Here is a 25,521-nt window from a genome sequence, read left to right as displayed (position 1 = left end):
CGAAACGGTGCCTGAGTTCGCCGCCCTGTTCTTCGGCGCGGTCTATGCCGGCGCGTGGCCCGTGCCCTTGCCGCTGCCCACCTCGTTCGGCGGCCGCGACTCGTACATCGACCAGCTGCGCGCCCAGCTGGCCAGTTGCGAGCCCGCACTGCTGATCTATCCGCCCGACCTCGCGCCGATGGCGGCGGAGGCGGCATCGCTGGCCGGGGTGCCGGGCGAGGACTGGGACCGGTTCGCGACCCGCGCCGCCGATCCCGCGCCGCTGCCGGCCGCGGACCCCGACAGCATCGCCTATCTGCAATATTCCAGCGGATCGACGCGCTTCCCGCACGGCGTCGCGATCACCCATGCCGCGCTGCTCAACAATCTGGCGGCGCACAGCCACGGCATGGAGGTGCGCGCCGGCGACCGCTGCATATCGTGGCTGCCCTGGTATCACGACATGGGCCTCGTCGGCTGCATGCTGTCGCCGGTCGCCAACCAGGTGTCGACCGATTACCTGAAGACCGAGGATTTCGCGCGCCGCCCGCTGGCCTGGCTCGACATGATCAGCCGCCATCCGGGCACCACCCTCTCCTACTCCCCCACCTTCGGCTACGACATCTGCGCGCGCCGCATCGGCAGCCAGAGCCGGGTCGAGGATCGGCTCGACCTGTCGCGCTGGCGCATCGCGGGCAACGGCGCGGACATGATCCGCCCGGACGTGATGCAGAGCTTCGTCGACGCGTTCGCCCCCGCAGGGTTCCAGGCGTCCGCGTTCCTGCCGAGCTACGGCCTGGCCGAGGCGACGCTGGCGGTGTCGATCATGCCGCCGGGCGAGGGCATCCGCGCCGAGCTGGTCGAGGAGACGCAGCTGTCGGGCGGTGACCTCGCCGACGGCGCCGGCGACGGCGGCCGGAAGGGCGGCCTGCGCCGCCCGCAGCGGTATCGCGCGATCGTCAATTGCGGCCGTCCGGTGCGCGACATGGCGATCGCGATCCGCGAGGAGGACGGCGCGGACCTGCCCGAACGCGCGATCGGCAAGGTCTGGTGCCGCGGGCCGTCGGTCATGGCCGGCTATTTCCGCGATCCTGACGCCACCGCCGCCTGCCTGATCGACGGCTGGCTCGACACCGGCGACATGGGCTACATGAGCGACGGCTATCTCTACATCGTCGGCCGCGCCAAGGACATGATCATCGTCAACGGCCGCAACCACTGGCCGCAGGACATCGAATGGGCGGTCGAGCAGCTGCCCGGCTTCAAGGCCGGCGACATCGCCGCCTTCGCGATCACCACGCCAGGCGGCGAGGAAACTCCCGCGGTGCTCGTCCAGTGCCGCACGTCGGACCAGGCCGAGCGTACCCGGCTGCGCGACCTGATCCGCGAGAAGGTCCGCGCGATCACCGGCATGAACTGCGTGATCGAGCTTGTCCCGCCGCGTACGTTGCCGCGCACGAGTTCGGGCAAACTCAGCCGCGCCAAGGCGCGAACGCTGTACCTCTCTGGCGAAATTCAGCCATACGATATCGCCGCCTGAGCGAGGACTTTCGGGCGGCGTCTCGCAGGAACGGCTGCTAACCGCCGTTTTTCCGGCTTGGACCGCGGATTTTGCTTGCCGACGCTTACGTGACGGTAAGGTATCTCCGCTACCGTTCGCGGGTGCCAAATTCGCCAACATTCCGTTCGGAGCGCATAACGCCCTCCTGGGTCTACACGCTCGGCTTTTCCGGCGGGCGCAACGATGCCCATCCGGCGCTGGCGCCGCAGCGCGCGGCTGCGCTCAGTATGCGCCGTCCGCTGTGGATAGCCGTCAATCTGCTTGCGGCGCTGAGCGTGCTCGCGCTGCGCGGCGGCACGCTGGGCCCCCGCATAGTGCTGCCGTGGATCGCGGCAATCATCGGTGTCGCCATATTGATCGGGCTCGGCGCAAATCGGTCAGCGCGGGCGCGGGCGACCTGGAACGATCCGGATCTTGTCGGCGCGCTATTGCTCGGACATGGCTGGGCGGTCGCTATGGCGCTGTTCACCGGCCCGGCGAACACGCCGCATAATTTCACGCTGCTGGCGACGGGCGGCGTGCTGGTCATGGCCGCGACCGCGCTGCTCACGCCAAGCCCGATCGGCGGAATCGGCTTTATCCTTGTCGTCGGCACCGCCGCCGCGGCCGCGATGGCCGCGGACGGGCGGTTCATGCTTGCCGGCGTCGCGACCGTGTTCACGCTGGGGGCCGTTGCCACCTTCGCCGCCAATGCGCGGCTGCTGCTCGGTCGCATCAGCGCCGAACAGACATTAAGCAGCAAGGAGGAGGTGATCAGCCTGTTGCTCCGAGAGCATGAGGATTCGGGCGCGGATTGGCTGTGGCGGACGGACACCGCGAAATGCCTCGTCGACGTGTCGCCGCGACTGGCCCGCCTGTTCGGACTGGACCATGCACAGATCGAGGGCAGGCCGCTGCTCGCCCTGCTTGCCGGCGACGCGTGGGATAATGATGGCGAGGTCGCGCCCGGAATCCGCATCCTCGCTGAAAAGCTGCGGCTGCGGGAAAGCTTCCGCGATCTGATCGTGCCCGTGATGATCGACGGCGAACACCGCTGGTGGGCGCTGTCCGCGGCGCCTCGCCGCGACGAACGTGGTGCGATGGTCGGGTTCTGGGGGGTCGGCACCGACGCGACCGATCGCCACCGTTCGGCCGAGAGGATCGATCGAATGGCACGGTTCGACGGGCTGACCGGCCTCGCCAACCGCGCGCATGTCATCGACAAGCTCGGTACGGCGCTGCGTGACGGCCATCACAACGGCCGACGCTCGACCCTGATGCTGATCGATCTCGACAGGTTCAAGCAGGTCAACGACACGCTTGGCCACCCCGTCGGCGACAAGCTGCTGATCGAAGTATCCAACCGGCTGTCGGCGCTGCTGACGCATGGCGATCTCTGCGGCCGACTTGGCGGCGACGAGTTCGCAGTCGTGGTCACCGACGCGACCGACCGCGATCGTGTCGACCGGCTCGCCACGCGGATCGTCGAGACGCTGAGCGCACCCTTCGCGATCGACGACCATCAACTTCACATCGGCGGCAGCGTCGGCTCGGCGACCGCCCCGCGCGACGGACGCGCAGTCGAGACATTGCTGCGTAACGCCGATCTCGCGCTCTACCGCGCCAAGGATGACGGTCGCGGCGTCCACCGCCGTTACGAGCCGCAGCTCCACGCCCAGGCCGAGGAGCGCCGCCGCATCGAAGTCGCGCTCCGCGATGCCCTCGAACGCGGCGAACTCAGCCTGGTCTACCAGCCGATCGTCGAGGCGGCGGGCGGCAAGCTCGCGGGCTTCGAGGCCTTCCTGCGCTGGGTCCATCCCGAACTCGGCAACGTCTCTCCCGAAGTATTCATCCCGGTCGCCGAGGACGCGCGACTGATCGGCCGGATCGGCGACTGGGTGATGCACTCGGCGTGCCGCGATGCCGCGACCTGGCCCGAGCATGTCCGCGTCTCGGTCAACATGGCGCAAGCGCAGCTTCGCGACCCGCAGTTGCTGGCGACGATCGTCTCGGCGCTATCGCACTCCGGCCTGTCGCCCGACCGGCTCGAGCTCGAGATCGCCGAGGAAGTGTTCGTGCGCGACGGCGGCATCACCGACATCGTCGATCGGGTCATGGCGCTGGGCGTCCGCATCGCGCTCGACGATTTCGGCACCGGCGCGTCGTCGCTGGGCTATTTGCGCAAGGGGCGCTTCTCGACGATCAAGATCGACCGCAGCTTCGTCCGCGGCGCGACCGGCAACGCCGCCGAGAGCATTGCGATCGTCCGCGCGATCGTCGCCATGGCGGATTCGCTCGGCATGACCACGATCGCCGAGGGAGCCGAGACCCGCAGCGAATATGACCGCATGCGCGGACTCGGCTGCAGCCAGGTACAGGGCTGGCTGGTCGGCCAGCCGGTCGATCCCAGCGCCGCCTCCGCGCTGGCGCATGCCAAGGCCGATGGCCGGGTGCTGCGGGCGATCTGAGGCGCACGCTATCCGCAACACACCGTTCGTGCCGAGCGAAGCCGAGGCATTCGGCGGCGAGCGCCGCGCTCGACATCGGTCCCTCCACTTCGCTTGGGACGAACGGGGCGCGGAAGCTACCCGAGCCACTCCCCAACCCCTTGCACCCCGCCCCTGCTCTCGCTATGGGCTGCATCCGCTCCCGACCTGGAGGAGCGTAGCTCAGTTGGTAGAGCATCGGTCTCCAAAACCGAGGGTCGTGGGTTCGAGTCCCCCCGCTCCTGCCATCCTCGGATGGTGGACCAAAAGGTCGGGTAAGCAGATGAGCGAGGCCAGGGCGCCGCTCCCCACGTCAAAGTGGGATGGCGCCTGCGGCCTCTTGTGTCGTTTTCGGAAGGTGGACGTACGTGGCAAGGACGACCCAGAAGGACGGCGGGATTGGCGGTTTCGTCCAGTCCGTGCCCGAGTTCATCCAGCAGGTGCGCACCGAGACCAACAAGGTCTCCTGGCCGACCCGCAAGGAAACCACGATGACCGCCGTGATGGTGGTCCTCATGACGACGTTGCTCGCCTTGTTCTTCCTCGGCGTCGACCAGGCCTTCAACGCGCTCGCCCAGGCGCTGCTCAAGCTCGTCGCTTGAGCGCCGGCTCAAAGGTATAGGATAAGCATGTCGCGCTGGTACATCATCCACGCCTATTCGGGCTTCGAGAACAAGGTGAAGGAGCAGATCCTCGCCGACGCCGGCCGCATGGGGCTCGAGCAGCTCGTCGAGGCCGTCGAGGTCCCCACCGAGAAGGTCACCGAGGTCCGTCGCGGCAAGAAGGTCACGTCGGACCGCAAATTCTTCCCCGGCTATGTGCTGGCCAAGCTGCACATGAACGACGACGTCTATCACCTCGTGCGCAATACGCCGAAGGTGACGGGCTTCCTCGGCAATAATGGCAAGCCGCAGCCGATCAGCGAGTCCGAGGCGGCGCGCATCCTCAACACCAAGGAGGAGCAGGCGGTCGCCGCCCCCAAGGCCAAGCTCAAGGTCGATTTCGACATCGGCGATCAGGTCAAGGTGCTCGACGGTCCGTTCGCCTCGTTCAACGGCCTGGTCGAGGAGCTCGATTTCGATCGCGCCCGCGTCAAGGTGTCGGTGTCGATCTTCGGGCGCGCGACGCCTGTCGAGCTCGAGTTCGAGCAGGTGGAACGCGTCAAATAATGGCCGGGGCGTAAGCCCCGATCGTCATCCCGGACGTGCTCCGGGATCCAGAGCGGCAAGCGCTGCCGCCTGGGGCTCTGGATCCTGACGATCGTCAGGATGACGGGTCAGGAGCGTGAGTTGAGTACATAGTCCGCGGGAGGCCGACCTTCGGGGACGCCGCCACCACCGCTAAGCCATAGGAGATCATCATGGCGAAGAAGATTACCGGGTACATCAAGTTGCAAGTGAAGGCCGGCGCCGCCAATCCGTCGCCGCCGATCGGTCCCGCGCTCGGCCAGCGCGGCGTCAACATCATGGAATTCTGCAAGGCGTTCAACGCGTCGACGAGCGAGCTCGAGAAGGGCATGCCGATCCCGACGGTGATCACCGTCTACGCGGATCGCAGCTTCTCGTTCATCACCAAGACGCCGCCGGCCTCGTTCCTGCTCAAGAAGGCCGCTGGCCTGACCTCAGGTTCGAAGGAGCCGGGCAAGGCGATCGCGGGCAAGATCAAGCGCTCGCAGCTAGCCGAGATCGCGGCGATGAAGATGAAGGACCTGAACGCGATGGACGTCGATGCGGCGACCAAGACGATCGAGGGTTCGGCACGGGCCATGGGCCTCGAAGTGGTGGAGGGCTGAACATGGCCAAGCTGACCAAGAAGGCGAAGACGCTGGGCACCGCGATTGATCGCGAGAAGCTGCACGGCATCGACGAGGCGATCGGCCTCGCACGCACTCACGCGACCTCGAAGTTCGACGAGACGATCGAAGTCGCGGTCAACCTCGGCGTCGATCCGCGCCATGCCGATCAGATGGTCCGTGGCGTCGTGACGCTGCCCAAGGGTACCGGCAAGACGGTCCGCGTCGGCGTGTTCGCGCGCGGCGCCAAGGCCGAGGAAGCCACCGCGGCCGGCGCTGACGTCGTCGGTGCCGAAGACCTGCTCGAGCTCGTCCAGGGTGGCACGATCGACTTCGATCGCTGCATCGCGACCCCGGACATGATGGGCCTCGTCGGCCGTCTCGGTAAGGTGCTGGGCCCCAAGGGCCTGATGCCCAACCCCAAGCTCGGCACCGTGACGATGAACGTCGCCGCCGCCGTGCAGGCAGCCAAGGGCGGCCAGATCGAATATCGCGTCGAAAAGGCGGGGATCATCCATTCGGGCATCGGCAAGGCGTCGTTCCCGGCGGAGGACCTGCGCGCCAATTTCGACGCGCTGCTCGACGCGCTGGTCAAGGCCAAGCCGGCCGGCGCCAAGGGCAAGTACGTCAAGAAGGTCGCGATCAGCTCGACGATGGGCGCCGGCGTCAAGGTCGACCCGGCCGCGCTCGACGCGTAAACAACGGTCTCGCTATCGGGCGTGGGAGAGGTGGGCGGCCGCTCACCTCTCTCACGCCCTTTGTGCGACTTAGGTCAGCATCAACGCGGCATCACCGAAGCTGTCGGTCGTCGCCAAATTGCGGTCGATGTCGATGCCGAACGGGCTGTCCCCCGCCACGATCCGCTGCACCAGCTGATAGCCGCGATGGGGGATGTCGGGCACGCGGCTGCCCGATTTCCAATAATGTTTGAGCTGTAGCCGCCAATAGAGCTGGTCGCCGCTCAGGATCGCGTCGGCACCGACATATACGCCCGGCACAAAGCCGGCCTGGACGACCTCGGCGCACCATGCGTTACAATAGGCGATCACATCTTCGGCGGGCGTGGTGTGATTGATCCCCTCCAGATCCACCCAGAGATTGATGCCCGGCGGCAGCGTGGCGCTTGCCGCGTGCGCCGCCGCATTTTGGCCGTTGGCCTGACCCGACGCTGCGCTTGGTGTCCACCCCGGCTTGGCGACATGCTGGACGGGCATCAGCCCGAGACCCGAGCTGACGATCGCCTTCACTTCTGACGCGGAGAGATTGCCGCTGCCTGGCGATGTCCCCAATGCTACATAGCGGACCGCGAAGACGAACCCCATTGCGCGCGCCTGTTGGCAGCGCGGCACCGACAAAACCGAATTGGCATCGAAACCATGCGCGCCGTTCGGCACCGTCTGGACAGGCATAGCGAACTCCTCGCCATCATGTGAGACACGCAAGCGGAGCGACATTCGGCTACGGTTCCGGCGACGCGACGGAGGCTTGCTCGGTGACGGTCGAGGGCAAGGAATGGATATTCCCGCTAAAGGTGCGCGCCAAGTATATCGCACCAATCTGCACCCGATGACGCGCCGAGACAGGATCCTGTAGATCGCGCGTGACGCCGGTGCCCTACCACGCTATAGGCGCCCCTCGAATCACCCGCCTTCTCGGAAGCGGGTGACGTACCGTCCGAGACTGCAGCTGGGGATCGCCCCTTAATCAGGCTGCATAGGCGGGGAAGAGTTTGACCGGATCTTTCGCGCGTTTGCCGCGCGATGATCATCCGGGTCTGCCATGCTCACGTCTTTCGGGACGAGACGCGGCCAGGCGACGATTTCCCACGGACGGGCCGTGAAGCGGCGTATCGGCTTCATGGCTCTCGCTGGCCCGCACTGTCGCGGGCCGGCACACGAAGTGGAGATTGGCATGGATCGCGCTCAGAAGTCCGCGGCTGTCGCCGAGTTGAATCGCACTTTCACCGAGAGCGGCGTGGTGGTTGTCACCCGCAATCTCGGTCTCACCGTCGCACAGTCCACTGTGCTGCGCGTGAAGATGCGTGAAGCCGGCGCCAGCTACAAGGTTGCCAAGAACCGCCTCGCCCGCATCGCTGCCGAAGGCACGGCCTACACCTCGCTCAGCTCGCTGCTGACCGGGCCGACCGCGCTTTCGACCTCCGTCGATCCGGTGGCGGCCGCCAAGGCCGTCGTCGATTACGCGAAGACCAACGACAAGTTGGAAATCGTCGGCGGCGCGATGGGGGATACGCTCCTCGACGTGAACGGTGTGAAGGCGCTCGCCGAGCTGCCTTCGCTGGACGAACTGCGCGCCAAGATCGTGGGCCTGGTACAGGCACCCGCGACCAAGATCGTTCAGATCGTGCAGGCGCCCGCAGGCCAGCTGGCCCGCGTGTTCGCCGCTTACGCGACCAAGGACGAGGCCGAGGCGGCCTGACCTTACTTGCATACCTGAAGACATTTTGGGGCCCATTCGCCCCGCATATGGAGATATATCATGGCTGACCTGCAGAAGATCGTCGACGACCTGTCGGCTCTCACCGTTCTCGAAGCCGCCGAGCTCTCGAAGCTGCTCGAAGAGAAGTGGGGCGTTTCGGCTGCCGCGGCTGTCGCCGCTGCACCCGCCGGTGGTGGCGCCGCTGCCGCCGCCGTCGAAGAGAAGACCGAGTTCGACGTGATCCTCACCGGCGACGGTGGCAAGAAGATCAACGTCATCAAGGAAGTCCGCGCGATCACCGGCCTCGGCCTGACGGAGGCCAAGACCCTCGTTGAGTCGGCCCCCAAGGCGATCAAGGAAGGCGTGAGCAAGGACGAGGCCGAGAAGGTCAAGAAGCAGCTCGAAGACGCCGGCGCGACCGTCGAGGTCAAGTAAGCGACTGGCTTGGCCTCGCCTTCGGGCTTGGCCGGCTATGCGAGGGGCGGCCCGGTGACGGGTCGCCCCTTTTCTTTTCCGGCATCACCGGTGTTGGACAGGGCCGGCGGATCGCCATGTTCGCGATCTCTCGCGCATTCCCCCTTCCCTTCCCGGAACGAGACGCTATATAGCCCTCTTCCGACATAGCAGGCCGTCCGTTCGTCGTATCGACGCATGGCTGGCCGCCCGCCCCGCCTCCGGGACACGACCCGCCTTGCGCACCGGGTCGCGACGAATGGGAGACGAGAGCGGGAACGTAGAGTGCAACAGTGTGGTCCCGAATGCCCGGGTCCGCACTTTTTTTCGTGGGGTAAAACCTGCGGTCAGGCTTCCGGGGTGCTGCGAGGCACGCCAACGACGTGAAACGATCGAGGACGGACCCGTATATGGCCACCCAGCCCATCCCCCCCCACTTCATCGCGGGCGCCAAGAAGCGCATCCGCAAGGTGTTCGGCAACATCCACGAAGTCGTGCAGATGCCGAACCTGATCGAAGTGCAGCGGGAGAGCTATGAGCAGTTCCTGCGGTCCGATCCGTCGATCGGCTATGTCTCGGGGCTCGAGAAGACGCTGCGCAGCGTCTTCCCGATCCGCGACTTCGCCGGCACCGCCGAGCTCGATTTCGTCAATTACGAGCTGGAAGACCCGAAGTACGACACCGAGGAATGCCGCCAGCGCGGCATGACCTACGCCGCGCCGATGCGCGTGACGCTCCGCCTGATCGTGTTCGAGGTCGATCCCGATACCGAGACCCGCTCGGTGCTCGATATCAAGGAGCAGGACGTCTACATGGGCGACATGCCGCTGATGACGTGGAACGGCACGTTCATCGTCAACGGCACCGAGCGCGTGATCGTCAGCCAGATGCACCGGTCGCCGGGCGTCCTCTTCGACCATGATCGCGGCAAGACCCACGCCTCGGGTAAATATTTGTTCGCGGCGCGCGTGATCCCGTATCGCGGTTCGTGGCTCGATTTCGAGTTCGACGCCAAGGACATCGTCAACGTCCGCATCGATCGCAAGCGCAAGCTGCCGGTGACGACGCTGCTCTATGCTCTCGGCCTGTCGGGCGAGCAGATCCTCAACGAATTCTACAAGACCGCGACCTATGTCCGCGGGCCCAACGGCTGGAAGGTCCCCTTCCTGTCCGAGAATTGGCGCGGCCAGAAGCCGATGTACGACGTCGTCAACGGCGACACCGGCGAGGTCGTCTTCCCCGCCGGCACCAAGATCAGCCCGCGTGCCGCCAACAAGGCCGGCAAGGACGGTCTCGTCACGCTGCTGATCCCGACCGAGGAAATCTTCGGCCGGTTCAGTGCCTATGACCTGATCAATGAGTCGACCGGCGAGATCTACATCGAGGCGGGCGACGAGGTCTCCGAGGAGAACCTTGCCAAGCTCGACGCCGCCGGCATCGAGAATCTCGAGCTGCTCGACATCGATCACGTCTCGACCGGCGCATGGATCCGCAACACGCTCAAGGCCGACAAGGTCGAGGAGCGCGATCATGCGCTTTCCGAGATCTACCGCGTCATGCGCCCCGGCGAGCCGCCGACGAAGGAGACCGCTGAGGCCCTCTTCGCCGGGCTGTTCTTCGATCCCGAGCGCTACGACCTTTCGGCGGTCGGCCGCGTCAAGCTCAACATGCGCCTCGACCTCGACGTCGAGGACACGGTGACGACGCTGCGCACCGAGGACATCCTTGAGGTGGTCAAGACGCTGGTCGGCCTCAAGGACGGCAAGGGCGAGATCGACGACATCGACAATCTCGGCAACCGCCGCGTGCGGTCGGTCGGCGAACTGCTCGAGAACCAGTACCGCGTCGGCCTGCTCCGCATGGAGCGCGCCGTGAAGGAGCGGATGTCGTCGGTGGATGTCTCCACCGTGATGCCCAACGACCTGATCAACGCCAAGCCTGCGGTTGCCGCGGTGCGCGAGTTCTTCGGCTCGTCGCAGCTGTCGCAGTTCATGGATCAGACCAACCCGCTCTCCGAAGTGACGCACAAGCGTCGCGTCTCGGCGCTCGGGCCGGGCGGCCTCACCCGCGAGCGCGCGGGCTTCGAGGTCCGCGACGTCCATCCGACGCATTATGGCCGCATCTGCCCGATCGAGACGCCGGAAGGCCCGAACATCGGCCTGATCAACTCGCTCGCCAGCTTCTCGCGGGTGAACAAGTACGGCTTCATCGAGACGCCGTATCGCAAGGTCATCGACCACAAGGTCACCGACGAGGTCGTGTACCTGTCGGCGATGGAAGAGGCCAAGCACACGATCGCGCAGGCCAACGCCGAAGTCTCGGCGGACGGCACCTTCGTCGAGGAGCTGATCTCGGCGCGCGAGGCCGGCGAGTTCCTGATGGCGATGCGCGATCAGATCACGCTGATGGACGTCAGCCCCAAGCAGCTCGTCTCAGTCGCGGCATCGCTCATTCCCTTCCTGGAAAACGATGACGCCAACCGCGCGCTGATGGGCTCGAACATGCAGCGCCAGGCGGTGCCGCTCGTCCGCGCCGAGGCCCCGTTCGTGGGCACCGGCATGGAAGAGACGGTGGCGCGGGACTCGGGTGCCGCGATCGGCGCCAAGCGGTCGGGTATCGTCGACCAGGTCGACGCCGCCCGCATCGTGATCCGGGCGACCGACGAGGTCGAGCCGGGCAAGTCGGGCGTCGACATCTACACGCTGATGAAGTTCCAGCGCTCGAACCAGTCGACCTGCATCAACCAGCGTCCGCTGGTGAAGGTGGGCGAGCGGGTCAGCAAGGGCGACATCATCGCCGATGGTCCCTCGACCGAGTTCGGCGAGCTCGCGCTCGGCCGCAACGTCCTCGTCGCGTTCATGCCGTGGAACGGCTACAACTACGAGGATTCCATCCTGATCTCCGAGCGGATCGTGAAGGACGACGTCTTCACCTCGATCCACATCGAGGAGTTCGAGGTGATGGCCCGCGACACCAAGCTCGGTCCCGAGGACATCACCCGCGACATCCCCAATGTCGGCGAGGAAGCGCTCCGCAACCTCGACGAGGCGGGCATCGTCTACATCGGTGCCGAGATTGAGCCGGGCGACATCCTCGCCGGCAAGATCACCCCCAAGGGTGAATCGCCGATGACGCCGGAGGAGAAGCTTCTCCGCGCGATCTTCGGCGAGAAGGCCTCGGACGTTCGCGACACCTCGCTGCGGTTGCCCCCGGGCGTCACCGGCACCGTCGTCGACGTGCGCGTGTTCAACCGCCACGGCGTCGATAAGGACGAGCGCGCGCTCGCGATCGAACGCGAGGAGATCGATCGCCTCGCCAAGGATCGCGAGGACGAGCGCGCGATCCTCAACCGTGCGACGTTCGGCCGCTTGCAGCCGATGCTGATCGGGCAGGTCATCGCGGCCGCGCCCAAGGGCATCAAGAAGGGCACCGAGATCACCGCCGAGCTGCTCGCCGACGTCGAGAAGCGCGAATGGTGGAGGTTCGCGGTCGCCGACGATGCGCGGCAGGCCGATCTTGAGGCGGTCAAGGCGCAGTATGACGACGCCGCCAGCGTCTTCCAGAAGCGCTACGAGGATCGCGTCGAGAAGCTGCAGCGCGGTGACGAACTGCCGCCGGGCGTGCTCAAGATGGTCAAGGTGTTCGTCGCGGTGAAGCGCAAGCTGCAGCCGGGCGACAAGATGGCCGGCCGTCACGGCAACAAGGGCGTCATCTCGCGCATCCTGCCGAACGAGGACATGCCGTTCCTCGCCGACGGGACGCCGGTCGACATCGTCTTGAACCCGCTGGGCGTGCCGTCGCGCATGAACGTCGGGCAGATCTTCGAGACGCATCTCGGCTGGGCCTCGCGAGGTCTCGGCAAGCAGATCACCGCGGCGCTCGAAGAATGGCGTGAGGCCAATCCCGGCGTCACCGGCGGCAAGCCGCCCGAGGCGGTCGTCGAGCAGATGAAGATCGCCTATGGCGAGCAATATCATGCCGAGATCGACAGCCGCTCGGGCGACGAGATCGTCGAGATGGCGGGCCTGCTCAAGAACGGCGTGCCGATGGCGACACCGGTGTTCGACGGCGCGCGCGAGGCTGACGTCTCGCACATGCTGACGCTCGCCAACCTCGACACGTCGGGCCAGAGCGATCTGTTCGACGGGCGGACCGGCGACATGTTCGATCGCAAGGTGACGGTTGGGTATATCTACATGCTCAAGCTGCACCATCTCGTGGACGACAAGATCCACGCGCGGTCGATCGGGCCCTACTCGCTTGTTACCCAGCAGCCGCTGGGTGGTAAGGCGCAGTTCGGCGGGCAGCGCTTCGGTGAGATGGAGGTGTGGGCGCTCCAGGCGTACGGCGCCGCCTACACGCTGCAGGAGATGCTGACGGTCAAGTCCGACGACGTCGTCGGCCGCACCAAGGTCTATGAGGCGATCGTCAAGGGCGACGATACGTTCGAGGCCGGCATCCCCGAGAGCTTCAACGTGCTCGTCAAGGAGATGCGCTCGCTGGGCCTCAACGTCGAACTTCTCAACGACGAGAATGTCGACGAGGACGGGCTGGCGAAGGCCGCGGAGTAACGACCCAATATACCGTTCGTCCTGAGTAGCCGCTGAGCTTGTCGAAGCGGCGTATCGAAGGACCGGAGCGCGAGGCCCCTTCGATACGGGCCTTCGACAAGCTCAGTCCCTACTCAGGGCGAACGGATAGATTTCACCCAAGCCAACGGCTTAGGAGTTGCACATGAACGAGATGACCAATTTCGCCAATCCGCTCGCGAAGCCGGAGACGTTCGACCAGATCAAGATCGGGATCGCCTCCCCGGAGCGCATCCGCTCCTGGTCGTTCGGCGAGATCAAGAAGCCCGAGACCATCAACTACCGCACGTTCAAGCCCGAGCGCGACGGCCTGTTCTGCGCGCGCATCTTCGGTCCGATCAAGGATTACGAGTGCCTGTGCGGCAAGTACAAGCGGATGAAGTATAAGGGCATCGTCTGCGAGAAGTGCGGCGTCGAGGTCACCGTCTCGAAGGTCCGCCGCGAGCGGATGGGCCATATCGAGCTCGCCGCTCCCGTCGCGCACATCTGGTTCTTGAAGTCGCTGCCGTCGCGCATCGGCCTGCTGCTCGACATGCAGCTCAAGCAGCTCGAGCGCATCCTCTACTTCGAGGCCTATGTCGTGATCGAGCCGGGCCTGACCCCGCTCGAGAAGTATCAGCTGCTCACCGAGGACGAGATCCTCTCCGCGCAGGACGAATATGGCGAGGACGCCTTCTCCGCCGGGATCGGCGCCGAGGCGGTCAAGCAGATGCTCATCGACCTCGACCTCGAGGGCGAGCGCAAGGAGCTCCTGGATGAGCTCGCCGTCACCAAGTCCGAGCTCAAGCCCAAGAAGATCATCAAGCGCTTGAAGGTCGTCGAGAGCTTCATCGATTCGGGCAACCGCCCCGAGTGGATGATCCTCGACGTCGTGCCGGTGATCCCGCCCGAGCTGCGTCCGCTGGTGCCGCTCGATGGCGGCCGCTTCGCGACCTCCGATCTCAACGATCTCTATCGCCGCGTGATCAACCGCAACAACCGGTTGAAGCGCCTGATGGAGCTGCGCGCGCCGGACATCATCGTCCGCAACGAGAAGCGCATGCTGCAGGAGGCCGTCGACGCGCTGTTCGACAACGGCCGCCGCGGCCGCACGATCACGGGCGCCAACAAGCGCCCCCTCAAGTCGCTGTCCGACATGCTCAAGGGCAAGCAGGGCCGCTTCCGCCAGAATCTGCTCGGCAAGCGCGTCGACTATTCGGGCCGGTCGGTGATCGTCACGGGGCCTGAGTTGAAGCTGCATCAATGCGGCCTGCCCAAGAAGATGGCGCTCGAGCTGTTCAAGCCGTTCATCTACGCGCGCCTCGACGCCAAGGGCCTGAGCATGACGCTCAAGCAGGCGAAGAAGTGGGTGGAGAAGGAGCGCAAGGAAGTCTGGGACATCCTGGACGAGGTGATCCGCGAGCATCCCGTGATGCTCAACCGCGCGCCCACGCTGCACCGTCTCGGCATCCAGGCGTTCGAGCCCGTGCTGATCGAGGGCAAGGCGATCCAGCTCCATCCGCTGGTCTGCTCGGCGTTCAACGCCGACTTCGACGGCGATCAGATGGCCGTTCACGTGCCCCTGAGCCTAGAGGCACAGCTGGAAGCGCGCGTGCTGATGATGTCGACCAACAACATCCTCTCGCCCGCCAACGGCAAGCCGATCATCGTCCCCTCGCAGGACATGGTGCTCGGGCTCTATTACCTCTCGCTCTCCAAGGAGAAGGAGCCCGGCGAGGGCATGATGATCTCCGATATGATGGAGGTGCATCAGGCGCTCAACGCCAAGGCGGTGACGCTGCACTCGAAGATCATCAGCCGCGTTCCGCAGACCGACGAGCAGGGCAATCAGTATCTCAAGCGCTATGAGACGACGCCCGGCCGCATGCTGATCGGCGAGTGCCTGCCCAAGTCGTTCAAGGTGCCCTTCGACACGGTCAACCGCGTGCTGACCAAGAAGGACATCGGCGACGTGATCGACGAGGTCTATCGTCACACCGGCCAGAAGGACACGGTGCTGTTCGCCGACGCGATCATGTCGCTCGGCTTCCGCCACGCGTTCCAGGCGGGCATCTCGTTCGGCAAGGACGACATGATCATCCCCGAGGCCAAGGTTCCCCTCGTCGAGGAGACGCGTACGCTCGTGAAGGATTACGAGCAGCAGTATCAGGACGGCCTGATCACGCAGCAGGAGAAGTACAACAAGGTCATCGACGCCTGGTCGCGCTGCGGCGACCGCGTGGCGGCCGAGATGATGAAGGAGATCCAGGCGGTCAAGATCGAGACCGACGGTCCCAACAAGGGTCGCGAGAAGTCGATGAACGCCATCTACATGATGGCGCATTCGGGTGCCCGTGGTTCGGCGGCGCAGATCAAGCAGCTCGCCGGCATGCGCGGCCTGATGGCCAAGCCCTCGGGCGAGATCATCGAGACGCCGATCATCTCGAACTTCAAGGAAGGCCTGACCGTCCTTGAGTACTTCAACTCGACCCACGGCGCCCGTAAGGGTCTCGCGGATACGGCGCTCAAGACCGCCAACTCGGGCTACCTCACCCGCCGTCTGGTCGACGTGTCGCAGGATTGCGTCATCGTCGAGATCGATTGCGGCACCGAGCGCTCGCTGGAGATGAAGGCGATCGTCCAGGGCGGCGCCACCATCGCCTCGCTCGGCGAGCGCATCCTCGGCCGCACCACGGCGGAGGACATCGTCGACAGCAAGACCAACGAGGTGCTGATCCCCGAGGGTACGCTGCTCGACGAGCCCGCGATCGTGCGGATCGAGACGATCGGCACGCAGGCGGTGCAGATCCGCTCGCCGCTGGTCTGCGAGAGCATCGGCGGCGTCTGCGCCACCTGCTACGGCCGCGATCTCGCGCGCGGTACGCCGGTGAACATCGGTGAGGCCGTCGGCGTCATCGCGGCGCAGTCGATCGGCGAGCCGGGCACGCAGCTGACGATGCGGACGTTCCACATCGGCGGGGCGGCGCAGCTCAACGAGACCTCGAACCTCGAGGCCGTCGTCGACGGCACGATCGAATATCGCGAGCTGCCGACGATCGTCGATCCGCGTGGGCGTCGCGTCTCGATGTCGCGCTCGGGCGAGGTCGCGATCATCGACATGGATGGTCGCGAGCGCTCGACGCATCGCATCCCCTACGGTGCGCATCTGCTCTACACCGACGGGCACATCGTCTCGAAGGGCGATCGCCTGGCCGAGTGGGATCCGTTCATGATGCCGGTCATCACCGAGAAGGCCGGTACGGTGAAGTATCAGGATCTCATCGAGAACCAGACGATCAGCGAGCAGACCGACGAAGCGACCGGCATCGCGCAGAAGGTGGTGATCGAATATCGTGCGACCGCACGGAAGGAAGATCTCCGCCCGCGCCTCACCCTGCTCGACGAGAATTCGGGCGAGGCGGCGCGCTACATGCTCGCCCCCGGTGCGAACCTCTCGGTCGAGGACGGCCAGCATGTCGAGGCCGGCGAGGTTCTCGCCCGCGTCTCGCGTGAAGCCGCCAAGACGCGCGACATCACCGGCGGTCTGCCGCGCGTCGCCGAGCTGTTCGAGGCGCGCAAGCCCAAGGAAAACGCGATCATCGCGAAGATCTCGGGCCGCGTCGAATTCGGCAAGGACTATAAGGCCAAGCGCAAGATCATCATCCGTCCGGAAGATGGGTCGGAGCCGGTCGAGTATCTGGTGCCCAAGTCGAAGGTGATCGACGTCCAGGAAGGCGACCACGTCAAGCGTGGCGACAATCTGATCGGCGGCTCGCCCGATCCGCACGACATTCTCGAGGTGCTCGGCATCGAGCCGCTCGCCGAATATCTCGTGTCGGAAATCCAGGAGGTCTATCGTCTCCAGGGCGTGAAGATCAACGACAAGCACATCGAGACGATCGTTCGCCAGATGCTGCTCAAGGTCGAGATCACGGTCGCGGGCGACTCCACCTTCCTGGTCGGCGAACAGGTCGAGAAGGAAGACATGGAGGCGGACAACCGCAAGCTGGCGCTCGAGGGCAAGCAGCCCGCCGAGGGCAAGCCGATCCTGCTGGGCATCACCAAGGCCTCGCTGCAGACGCGCAGCTTCATCTCCGCCGCCTCCTTCCAGGAGACGACGCGGGTGCTCACCGAAGCGTCGGTGCAGGGCAAGGTCGACCAGCTCAACGGGCTCAAGGAGAACGTCATCGTCGGGCGTCTCATCCCGGCGGGCACCGGCGCGGGCTTGTCCCGTCTCCGGGTGGCGGCGACCAGCCGCGACGCGGCGCTCCGTGCGCAGCAGCGCTCGTTCGAGGCGGCGATCGCCGCGCCGAACAGCGCAGCGGAGGAGCATAATGCGGAGCTCGCCCGCTCGGCGCGGGGCTCGACGGGTACCGGTGACGATGCGCTCGCCGAGGTCGTGCCCTCGGGCCACGGCACCGATGCGGACGCGGGTGACTATCTGAACACGTGATCCGCGCCGGCCGGTGACGGTCTGACACTGCAAAACCCCTCCCGCATCCTGGTGCGGGAGGGGTTTTGTTTGTCTGCGCGGCGTGGCTGCCCTTCGATGGGCGGGCTTCGACTGCGCTCAGCCCTGCTCAGGGCGAACGGGGACTATAGCCGTTCCCCTCTTCCGTTCGTGCTGAACGAAGTCGAAGCACAGCCCTAACGCCCGTTCGGCCTGAGGCAGTCGAAGGCCATCGCCCCATTGGCCTTTCCTCCGCGCGCCCCTATGAGCGACCGCGATGGACGTTACCGATCTCCGCGTGGCGCTGTTCAGCGGCAACTATAATTATGTCCGTGACGGCGCGAACCAGGCGCTCAACCGGCTCGTGGAATATCTGCTCCGCCACGGCGCGGCGGTGCGCATCTACAGCCCCAAGGTGAAGCTCCCCGCCTTCGATCATGTCGGCGACCTGATCGGCGTGCCGGCGATCCCCCTGCCCGGCCGCGCCGAATATCGGCTGCCGGTGCTACTCACGCCCGGGGTCAAGAAAGACATCCACCGCTTCGCGCCCAACATGATCCACTGCGCCTCGCCGGAGGTGCTCGGACACGCCGCGGTCCGTTTCGCGCGCAAGAACAAGCTGCCGGTGGTCGCCTCGGTCCACACGCGCTTCGAGACCTATCCGCGTTACTATGGCTTCGCCTTCACCGAGCCGCTGGTGCTCGCAGGGTTGCGCCGCTTCTACCGGCGCTGCGACGCGATCTTCGCGCCGTCCGACTCGATGGCGCAGGTGCTGCGCGACCAGCGGATGAATTTCGACGTCGGCATCTGGTCGCGCGGCGTCGAGCGCGACGTCTTCTCGCCCGCCCGTCGCGACATGGCGTGGCGCCGCAGCCTCGGCATCGCAGACGATGAGGTCGCGATCGGATTCATTGGCCGGCTGGTGATGGAAAAAGGCCTCGACGTGTTCGCCGACACGGTCGACGAACTGGCGCGGCGCGGCGTGAAGCACCGCGTGCTCGTCGTCGGCAACGGGCCGGCGCGCGACTGGTTCGAAAAGCGCTTGCCCGAAGATGCGGTGTTCGCGGGCTTCCAGGGCGGCGCCGATCTCGGCCGTGCCGCCGCCTCGATGGACGTGCTGTTCAACCCCTCGGTCACCGAGACCTTCGGCAATGTCACGCTCGAGGCGATGGCGGCGGGCATCCCGGTGGTCGCCGCCGACGCGACCGGCAGCCGCAGCCTCGTCGTCCCGCACGTCACGGGCGAGTTGGTCCGGCCCGGCGCGATCATCTCGTTTGCCGACGCGATCGCGCGCTATTGTCGCGAACCTGCGGTGCGGGCGGGAGCGGGCGAGGCCGGTCGTTCCGCGAGTGCGGCCTATGAGTGGGACAAGGTCAACGAGGCGCTGGTCGAAAGCTATCTGCGCATCGAGCGCCAGCGCGAGCGGGGCAGCTTGGGCACGCCGCCGCTGGTCCGCGTGCCGTGGCCGGGAAGCCGGCGGGAGCGGTAGTATTGTTCCATCCTCCCCTCTCAGGGGAGGGGGACCGCCGGCGTAGCCGGTGGTGGAGGGGTGTCCGACAGCTGATACGCGCGGCACGCGTCAGAGGCGTGGTCCACCCTTCCACCACCCTGCGGGTGGTCCCCCTCCCCTTGCAGGGGAGGATATGTGAACCCCAGGCTGGGCGACGCGCGCACAAGCCGGTAAGGCGCATGCCATGATCCTACGCCGCCTGCTCCTCCTCGCCCTGCTGCTCGCCACACCCGTCGCGGCACAGGACGTCGATCCGATCCTCGCCGCGACCCAGGCGCTCGACAAGGCCTCGACCGAGTTCAAGGCGGTCGATGCCGCGTTCAACGAGCGCACCGACGCCAGCCAGCGCGATGCGCTGCGCGACCGGGCCGCCGCGGTCAAGACGACGACCACCGCGCAGGTCGCGGTGCTGACCGCGCAGGAGCAGCTGATCGACGCGCGCGTCGTCCAGCTCGGACCGGTGACCCCCGGTGTGACCGAGGCGCCCGACATCCGCGCACAGCGCAAGCTGCTCGCGCAGCAGCGCTCGACGGTCGATTCCGGGATCAAGCGCGGCAAGCTGCTCGGCGTCGAGGCGGACCAACTCGCCGGGGAGATCGGCGCGAGCCAAGCCGATGCGTTCAGCGAGCGGATGTCCGAACGCATCGGCTCGCCACTGACCACGGCCTTCTGGCGGCCGGTGCTGCTGTCGGCCCCGCGTGACATCCGCCGCACCGGGCTATTCGTCGAAGTCGAGTTCGGCGCGGCACGCCACGGCCTCGCTAGCGGTGGCCTGCTGCCGCTGCTGCTTGGCGTGCTCGGTGCGCTGGTGCTCGCCTGGCCGGTGCGGATGGCGCTGCGCCGTGCCGGTCGCGCCTATGTGATCGCGCGCGTGCCCGGCAACCGCATCCGCCGCTCGGGGCTCGCGCTGTGGCTGCTCGCGGTCGGCGCGCTGGTGCCGGCGCTGTCGGCGACCGTGTTCGTCGCCGGCCTGCGCAGCGCCGCCATGCTCGCGCCCAGTTGGGACGGGCTCGGCGACAGTCTCGAGAAGGCGGCATTCATCGCGGCATTCGTCTCGGCGCTCGGCGGCGCGCTGCTCCAGCGGCGACAGTCGTCGTGGAGGCTGATCCCGATCCGCGACGAGACCGCCAATGGCCTCAGACCCTGGACCTTCGCCGCCGCCGGTGTCGGCGTGGTGAGCCTGCTGCTCGTCGACTTCGTCGATGCGATGGGCGCGCTCGGACCAACCAAGGAGGCAGCCTATGTCTTCGTCGCGATCCTCCATATCGGGCTGCTGTTCGGCATTCTCGTCACGGGGGCCAGGCTGCGCGCGCGTGCCGCCGCCGAGCGCGATGCCGATGCCGAAGAGCAGGCCGACCGCACCGGGGCCGCCTTCGTCTCGCTCGCGACCTGGGCGCTGCTCGTCGTCTCGATCGGCGCGCTGGCGACGGGTTATCTCAGCCTCGCCTTCTTCCTCTCGCGCTTCATCGTCTGGATCGGCGTGGTCGCCGGTGGCCTTTATCTCGCGCTGGTCGCGACCGACGATATCTGCTCGAGCCTGTTCGCGCACGACGGTCGCGTCGCGGACGCCTTCCATCACGGCTTCGGCATCCGCCGCAGCCTGATCGACCAGTTCGGCGTCGCGCTCTCGGCATTGCTGCGGCTGGCGCTGATGGCGATTGCCGCCAGTCTGATATTCGCGCCGTTCGGATCGGACTTCGGGACGCTGGTCGGCCAGATCGGGCGGGTTTCGCAAGGCGTGACCGTCGGCCAGATCACGATCGCGCCCGGCGCCATCCTGCGCGCGTGCGCGGTGCTGGCGGTCGGGCTGTTCGTGGTGCGCGGCATCCAGGGCTGGCTGACCAACCGCTATCTGCCCGCCACCGAGCTCGATGCCGGCGCGCGCAACTCGATCAGCATGGTCGCGCGCTATGCCGGGCTGATCCTCGCAGTATTGTGGGCGCTGGCCTCGCTCGGCATCGGCATCGAGCGGATCGCGCTGCTGCTCTCGGCGCTGTCGGTCGGCATCGGCTTCGGCCTGCAGGCGATCACGCAGAACTTCGTGTCAGGCCTGATCCTGCTTGCCGAGCGGCCGGTCAAGATCGGCGACTGGGTGCGGATCGGCGACCAGGACGGTGACGTGAAGCGCATTTCCGTCCGCGCGACCGAGATCATGATCGCCGATCGCTCGACGCTGATCGTGCCCAATTCGGAGCTGATCACCAAGTCGATCGTCAACAAGACGATGGCCGACCCGCTGGGCCGCATCCAGCTGCAATTCTCGGTGCCGCTCGGCACCGACGTCGGGCAGGTCCGCAACATGCTGGGCACGATGTTCGAGGAGGCACCCGCGGTGCTCGCCGACCCGGCGCCGGTGATCTTCATCGACTCGATCGCGGACGGGCGCGTCAATCTCAACATGTTCGCCTATGTCAGCAGCCCGCGCAGCGTCTATCCGACGCGCAGCGAACTTCTGTTCAAGCTGCTCCAGCGGATGCCGGAGGCGGGGATCGAGCTCGGCACGACGCCGCAGCAGGTCCAGTGGCTCGGCGCGGCCCCGACGGGTGCGCAGGGCGTCATCGACGATGGCGAGAAGGCGTAGGGCCTGCGCGTTCCCCGGCGAAGGCCGGGGCCCAGGCCGCACATCGCCGGTCATGCGCTGCGCCCGCCTCAGGCTCCGGGCCTGGACCCCGGCCTTCGCCGGCGAACAAGATAATTACACCGCCTGCGCCGCAGCCCAGCCGCTCGCCCAGGCCCATTGGAAATTATAGCCGCCCAGCCAGCCGGTGACGTCGACCGCCTCGCCGATCGCGTAAAGGCCGGGCACGGCGCGCGCTTCCATCGTCTGCGACGACAGTCCCGCGGTGGCGATCCCGCCGACGGTGACCTCGGCCTTGGCGAAGCCTTCGGTGCCGTTGGGCGCGAAGCGCCAGTCGGCGAGCCGGCGCTCAGCCGCCTCGAGCGCGCGATCGGACAGGTTGGCGAGTTCGCCCGATAGCGCCAGCCGCTCGGCCAGCGTCTCCGCGAGCCGATCGGGGAGCGCCGCGCCGAGCACCGACCGCAGCCCCGCCCGCGGCCGCGCGCGCTTGGCTTCGCGCAGCCAGCCGGCCCGCTGATCGGGGACGAAGTCGATGCCGACCGTCTCGCCGTGCCGCCAGTAGGACGAGGCTTGCAGAATCGCCGGCCCCGACAGCCCGCGATGCGTGAACAACGCCGCCTCGCGAAACCGCATCTTGTCCGCCGACGCGACCACCTCGCTCGCGACCCCGGAGAGCTGGGTAAACAGCGCACCCTCGCTGCCCAGCGTCAGCGGGACCAGCGCCGGGCGCGGCTCGACCACCTTGAGCCCGAAGCGCCGCGCGATGTCGTAGGCGATCCCCGTCGCGCCCATTTTCGGGATCGAGGGCCCGCCGGTCGCGATCACCAGCGCGGGCGCCTGCGCGACATGGCCGCCGTGCGGGACAGTGAAATGCCCGTCGGCATGGTCGATCGCGCCGAAGCCCGCGCCGCAGCGGATGGTAACGTCGCCGCGGTCGCACTCGTCGCGCAGCATCGCGACGATCTGCTTGGCCGAGCCGTCGCAGAACAATTGCCCGAGCGTCTTCTCGTGCCACGCGATGCCATGGGCGTCGACCATCGCGAGAAAATCCTCGGGGCAATAGCGGCCGAGTGCCGACTTGGCGAAATGCGGGTTCGCCGAGAGATAGCGGTCGGGCGCGGTGTGCAGATTGGTGAAGTTGCAGCGCCCGCCCCCGGAGATCAGGATCTTCTTGCCCGGCTCGTCGGCATGATCGATCACCAGCACGCGGCGTCCGCGCTGGCCGGCGACCGCGGCGCACATCAGCCCCGCCCCGCCCGCGCCGAGGATGATCGCATCATAGAGGTCTGGGGCGCGGCTCATGGTGGCGGCCTTCCCACAGCGGTCGCTCCGGCGGAAGCCCCGCGAGCGAAAGCCGACATCATCCGATGCGCCATAAGGACGGATCGGCGCGCAACCGGTCTCGGACTCCTGCTGGTTCAATCCCGCCGCATACTGTTCTAAAGCCAGCTCATGTCCGACCTCGCCGCCGCCCGCCTCCCCCTGCGCCCCGCAATGCCCCGCCCCTCCCCGCGCGCGTTCGGGGCGTGGCTGCTCGTCGTCGCCGCGCTGGTGCTCGCGATCGTCATCGTCGGCGGGATCACGCGACTGACCGAATCGGGGCTGTCGATCGTCGAATGGGACCCGATCCTGGGCGCGATTCCGCCCCTGAGCCACGCGCAGTGGCAGGCCGCGTTCGACGCCTATAAGGCGATCCCGCAATATCGCGCCTTCAACACCGGCATGACGCTGGAGGGTTTCCAGCACATCTATTTCTGGGAGTTCCTCCACCGGTTGATCGCGCGCGGCATCGGGACGGTGTTGCTGATCGTGCTCGCGGTCTTCTGGTGGCGCCGCGGTATCCCGGCAGGCTACGGCAAGCGAGCGATCCTGATCTTCGCGCTGGGGGGTCTGCAGGGCGTGGTCGGCTGGTGGATGGTCTATTCGGGGCTGCAATATCGCACCGAGGTCAGCCACATCCGGCTCGCGGTGCATCTGCTCACCGCGCTGCTGATCTACGGCACGTTGATCTGGACGGCGCTCGACCTGTTCGCGCTCGCCCGCGACCCGCTTGCCAAACCGGCCCGGCTGACTGGCCTCGCCATTACCGCGATCCTGATCCTCGCCTTCCAGCTCCTGCTCGGCGCCTTCACCGCTGGCCTGCGCGCGGGCTATGCCTTTGCGAGCTGGCCCAAGATGGGCGACGACTGGTTTCCCGCCGGCGGCTGGAACCCGGCGGCGAGCACGCTGCACAATCTCGTTTACAACCCGATCGTGGTTCAATTCCTCCACCGCTGGTGGGCGTGGGTGGCCGCGGTCGCGGTGCTGATGGTCGCGCGCTTCGCCCAGCAGGCCGGCGACCGCCGCGCCGCGGTGGCGATCGCGGTCGCGGTCGCGGTCCAGATCCTGCTCGGCATCGCCACCCTGCTCAGCGGCGTCGCGATCCCAGTCGCGGTCGCGCATCAGGCGACGGGGACGTTGCTGCTCGGCGCCTTGGTGTGGGGCGGCCACGCGATCGGCCGCGTCGAACCCATCGCCTAGACCACGGTACTCAGATACCCTACGCCAAAACCCCCGTTTTGCTTGACTTATCGGGGACGAATCGTCACTAGCCGTCCCCGTAGCGCCGTCCAGCATTGGGCGGCGCGCTGCGTTTCACGCGATATCGGAGACAGACGCCATGAAGGCGCTCATGAAGACCACCAAGTCGGCGACGCCGTTCACGGTGGAAAAGAAATGGCATCTGATCGATGCCGACGGACTGGTGGTCGGGCGTCTCGCCTCGATCGTCGCCAACATCCTGCGCGGCAAGCACAAGCCGAGCTATACCCCGCACATCGATTGTGGTGACAATGTCATCATCATCAATGCCGAGAAGGTGAAGTTCACCGGCAAGAAGACCACCGACAAGGTCTATTACAAGCACACCGGCTATGCCGGCGGCATCAAGGAAACCACCCCCGCGAAAATTCTCGAGGGCCGTTTCCCCGAGCGCGTGCTCGAGAAGGCCGTCGAGCGGATGATCCCGCGCGGGCCGCTGGGCCGCCAGCAGATGCGCAACCTGCGCGTCTTCAAGGGCGCCGAGCACGACCATGTCGCGCAGAACCCCGAAACAATCGATGTCGCGGGCATGAACCGCAAGAACAAGGTGGGCGCCTGATGTCCGACGATCGCCAGTCCCTTTCCGATCTCGCGGCCCTGACCGGCGGCGAGGCCCCCGCGGCGGCCGCTCCTGCGACCCCGATCTACGACGCCGACGGCGAGCAGATCGCTTCGGCGCCCGCGCCGGTCGTCTCGACGATGCCGCTGCGCGAAAAGATCATCGACGCGCAGGGCCGCGCCTATGCGACCGGTCGCCGCAAGGACGCGGTCGCCCGCGTCTGGATCAAGCCCGGCTCGGGCAAGATCACGGTCAACGGCCGCGACCAGGAAATCTACTTCGCACGGCCCACGCTGCGCCTCGTCATCAACCAGCCGTTCGGTGTCGCCGAGCGCGAGGGCCAGTATGACGTCGTGTGCACCGTCACCGGCGGCGGGCTCTCGGGCCAGGCCGGCGCGGTCAAGCACGGCATTTCGCAGGCACTGACCCGCTTCGAGCCGGTGCTGCGTGCGCCGGTCAAGGCAGCAGGCTTCCTCACCCGCGACAGCCGCGCGGTCGAGCGCAAGAAGTACGGCAAGGCGAAGGCCCGCCGGAGCTTCCAGTTCTCGAAGCGCTAAGCTTCTCGACAGACGCTACGCCGAAAGGGCGGT

The 25,521-nt window shown here is 66.6% G+C and carries 17 protein-coding genes and 1 tRNA gene; 16 read left to right on the top strand and 2 right to left on the bottom strand.

What is annotated here, in order from left to right; genetic code table 11:
- From Q0326_RS02360 to rplA, 7 genes are all read left to right on the top strand, one after another.
- Positions 1–1,519: fatty acyl-AMP ligase (locus Q0326_RS02360; RefSeq protein ID WP_298686677.1), on the top strand; the 1,519-nt coding region annotated here is incomplete at its 5' end.
- A gap of 248 nt (positions 1,520–1,767) precedes the next feature.
- On the top strand, positions 1,768–3,987 hold the full coding sequence (locus Q0326_RS02355; RefSeq protein WP_298686675.1) for an EAL domain-containing protein: 2,220 nt from the start codon (positions 1,768–1,770) through the stop codon (positions 3,985–3,987).
- 190 nt (positions 3,988–4,177) lie between these two features.
- Positions 4,178–4,253: transfer RNA gene (locus Q0326_RS02350), tRNA-Trp, on the top strand.
- A gap of 120 nt (positions 4,254–4,373) precedes the next feature.
- Complete coding sequence (secE, locus tag Q0326_RS02345; protein WP_298686672.1) at positions 4,374–4,607, top strand: preprotein translocase subunit SecE; 234 nt, start codon at positions 4,374–4,376, stop codon at positions 4,605–4,607.
- 27 nt (positions 4,608–4,634) lie between these two features.
- On the top strand, positions 4,635–5,174 hold the full coding sequence (gene nusG, locus Q0326_RS02340) for a transcription termination/antitermination protein NusG (RefSeq protein ID WP_298686670.1): 540 nt from the start codon (positions 4,635–4,637) through the stop codon (positions 5,172–5,174).
- A 191-nt stretch (positions 5,175–5,365) separates the two neighbouring features.
- A complete protein-coding gene (rplK, locus tag Q0326_RS02335; protein ID WP_298686668.1) occupies positions 5,366–5,797 on the top strand; it encodes a 50S ribosomal protein L11 in 432 nt (143 codons plus the stop codon).
- A gap of 2 nt (positions 5,798–5,799) precedes the next feature.
- A complete protein-coding gene (gene rplA, locus Q0326_RS02330; RefSeq protein WP_298686666.1) occupies positions 5,800–6,495 on the top strand; it encodes a 50S ribosomal protein L1 in 696 nt (231 codons plus the stop codon).
- Between the two features lie 69 nt (positions 6,496–6,564).
- On the opposite strand, the gene Q0326_RS02325 is transcribed toward rplA, so the two are convergent.
- Entirely contained in the window at positions 6,565–7,206 is a 642-nt protein-coding gene (locus Q0326_RS02325) for a glycoside hydrolase domain-containing protein (RefSeq protein WP_298686664.1), read from the bottom strand.
- 502 nt (positions 7,207–7,708) lie between these two features.
- On the opposite strand from Q0326_RS02325, the gene rplJ reads away from it, so the two are divergent.
- From rplJ to Q0326_RS02295, 6 genes are all read left to right on the top strand, one after another.
- Entirely contained in the window at positions 7,709–8,233 is a 525-nt protein-coding gene (rplJ, locus tag Q0326_RS02320) for a 50S ribosomal protein L10 (protein ID WP_298686662.1), read from the top strand.
- Between the two features lie 60 nt (positions 8,234–8,293).
- Positions 8,294–8,668 (top strand): 50S ribosomal protein L7/L12, encoded by a 375-nt coding sequence (rplL, locus tag Q0326_RS02315; RefSeq protein ID WP_298686660.1) that lies wholly within the window; start codon positions 8,294–8,296, stop codon positions 8,666–8,668.
- Positions 8,669–9,096: 428 nt separating this feature from the next.
- Entirely contained in the window at positions 9,097–13,257 is a 4,161-nt protein-coding gene (gene rpoB, locus Q0326_RS02310; protein ID WP_298686658.1) for a DNA-directed RNA polymerase subunit beta, read from the top strand.
- 163 nt (positions 13,258–13,420) lie between these two features.
- Entirely contained in the window at positions 13,421–17,707 is a 4,287-nt protein-coding gene (gene rpoC / locus Q0326_RS02305; RefSeq protein WP_298686656.1) for a DNA-directed RNA polymerase subunit beta', read from the top strand.
- A gap of 274 nt (positions 17,708–17,981) precedes the next feature.
- Positions 17,982–19,193, top strand: a complete 1,212-nt coding sequence (locus tag Q0326_RS02300) for a glycosyltransferase family 1 protein (RefSeq protein ID WP_298686654.1) — start codon at positions 17,982–17,984, stop codon at positions 19,191–19,193.
- A 205-nt stretch (positions 19,194–19,398) separates the two neighbouring features.
- Entirely contained in the window at positions 19,399–21,795 is a 2,397-nt protein-coding gene (locus Q0326_RS02295; protein ID WP_298686653.1) for a DUF3772 domain-containing protein, read from the top strand.
- A 114-nt stretch (positions 21,796–21,909) separates the two neighbouring features.
- On the opposite strand, the gene Q0326_RS02290 is transcribed toward Q0326_RS02295, so the two are convergent.
- Positions 21,910–23,094: an NAD(P)/FAD-dependent oxidoreductase gene (locus Q0326_RS02290; protein WP_298686652.1), complete on the bottom strand. Its 1,185-nt coding sequence runs from the start codon at positions 23,092–23,094 to the stop codon at positions 21,910–21,912.
- 192 nt (positions 23,095–23,286) lie between these two features.
- Here Q0326_RS02290 and Q0326_RS02285 point away from each other — a divergent pair, with 192 nt between their 5' ends.
- From Q0326_RS02285 to rpsI, 3 genes are all read left to right on the top strand, one after another.
- Positions 23,287–24,312 carry a COX15/CtaA family protein gene (locus tag Q0326_RS02285; protein ID WP_298686681.1) on the top strand — a complete coding sequence of 342 codons (1,026 nt, stop codon included), beginning with the start codon at positions 23,287–23,289 and terminating at the stop codon, positions 24,310–24,312.
- A 139-nt stretch (positions 24,313–24,451) separates the two neighbouring features.
- On the top strand, positions 24,452–24,931 hold the full coding sequence (gene rplM, locus Q0326_RS02280; RefSeq protein WP_298686650.1) for a 50S ribosomal protein L13: 480 nt from the start codon (positions 24,452–24,454) through the stop codon (positions 24,929–24,931).
- Complete coding sequence (gene rpsI / locus Q0326_RS02275) at positions 24,931–25,488, top strand: 30S ribosomal protein S9 (protein WP_298686648.1); 558 nt, start codon at positions 24,931–24,933, stop codon at positions 25,486–25,488. Before rplM ends, rpsI begins: the two co-directional genes overlap by 1 nt.
- Positions 25,489–25,521 lie beyond the last annotated feature (33 nt).

Source organism: uncultured Sphingomonas sp. (assembly GCF_937859915.1).
Classification (GTDB): Bacteria; Pseudomonadota; Alphaproteobacteria; order Sphingomonadales; family Sphingomonadaceae; genus Solisphingomonas.
This window is presented reverse-complemented; position numbering and strand designations above follow the sequence as displayed.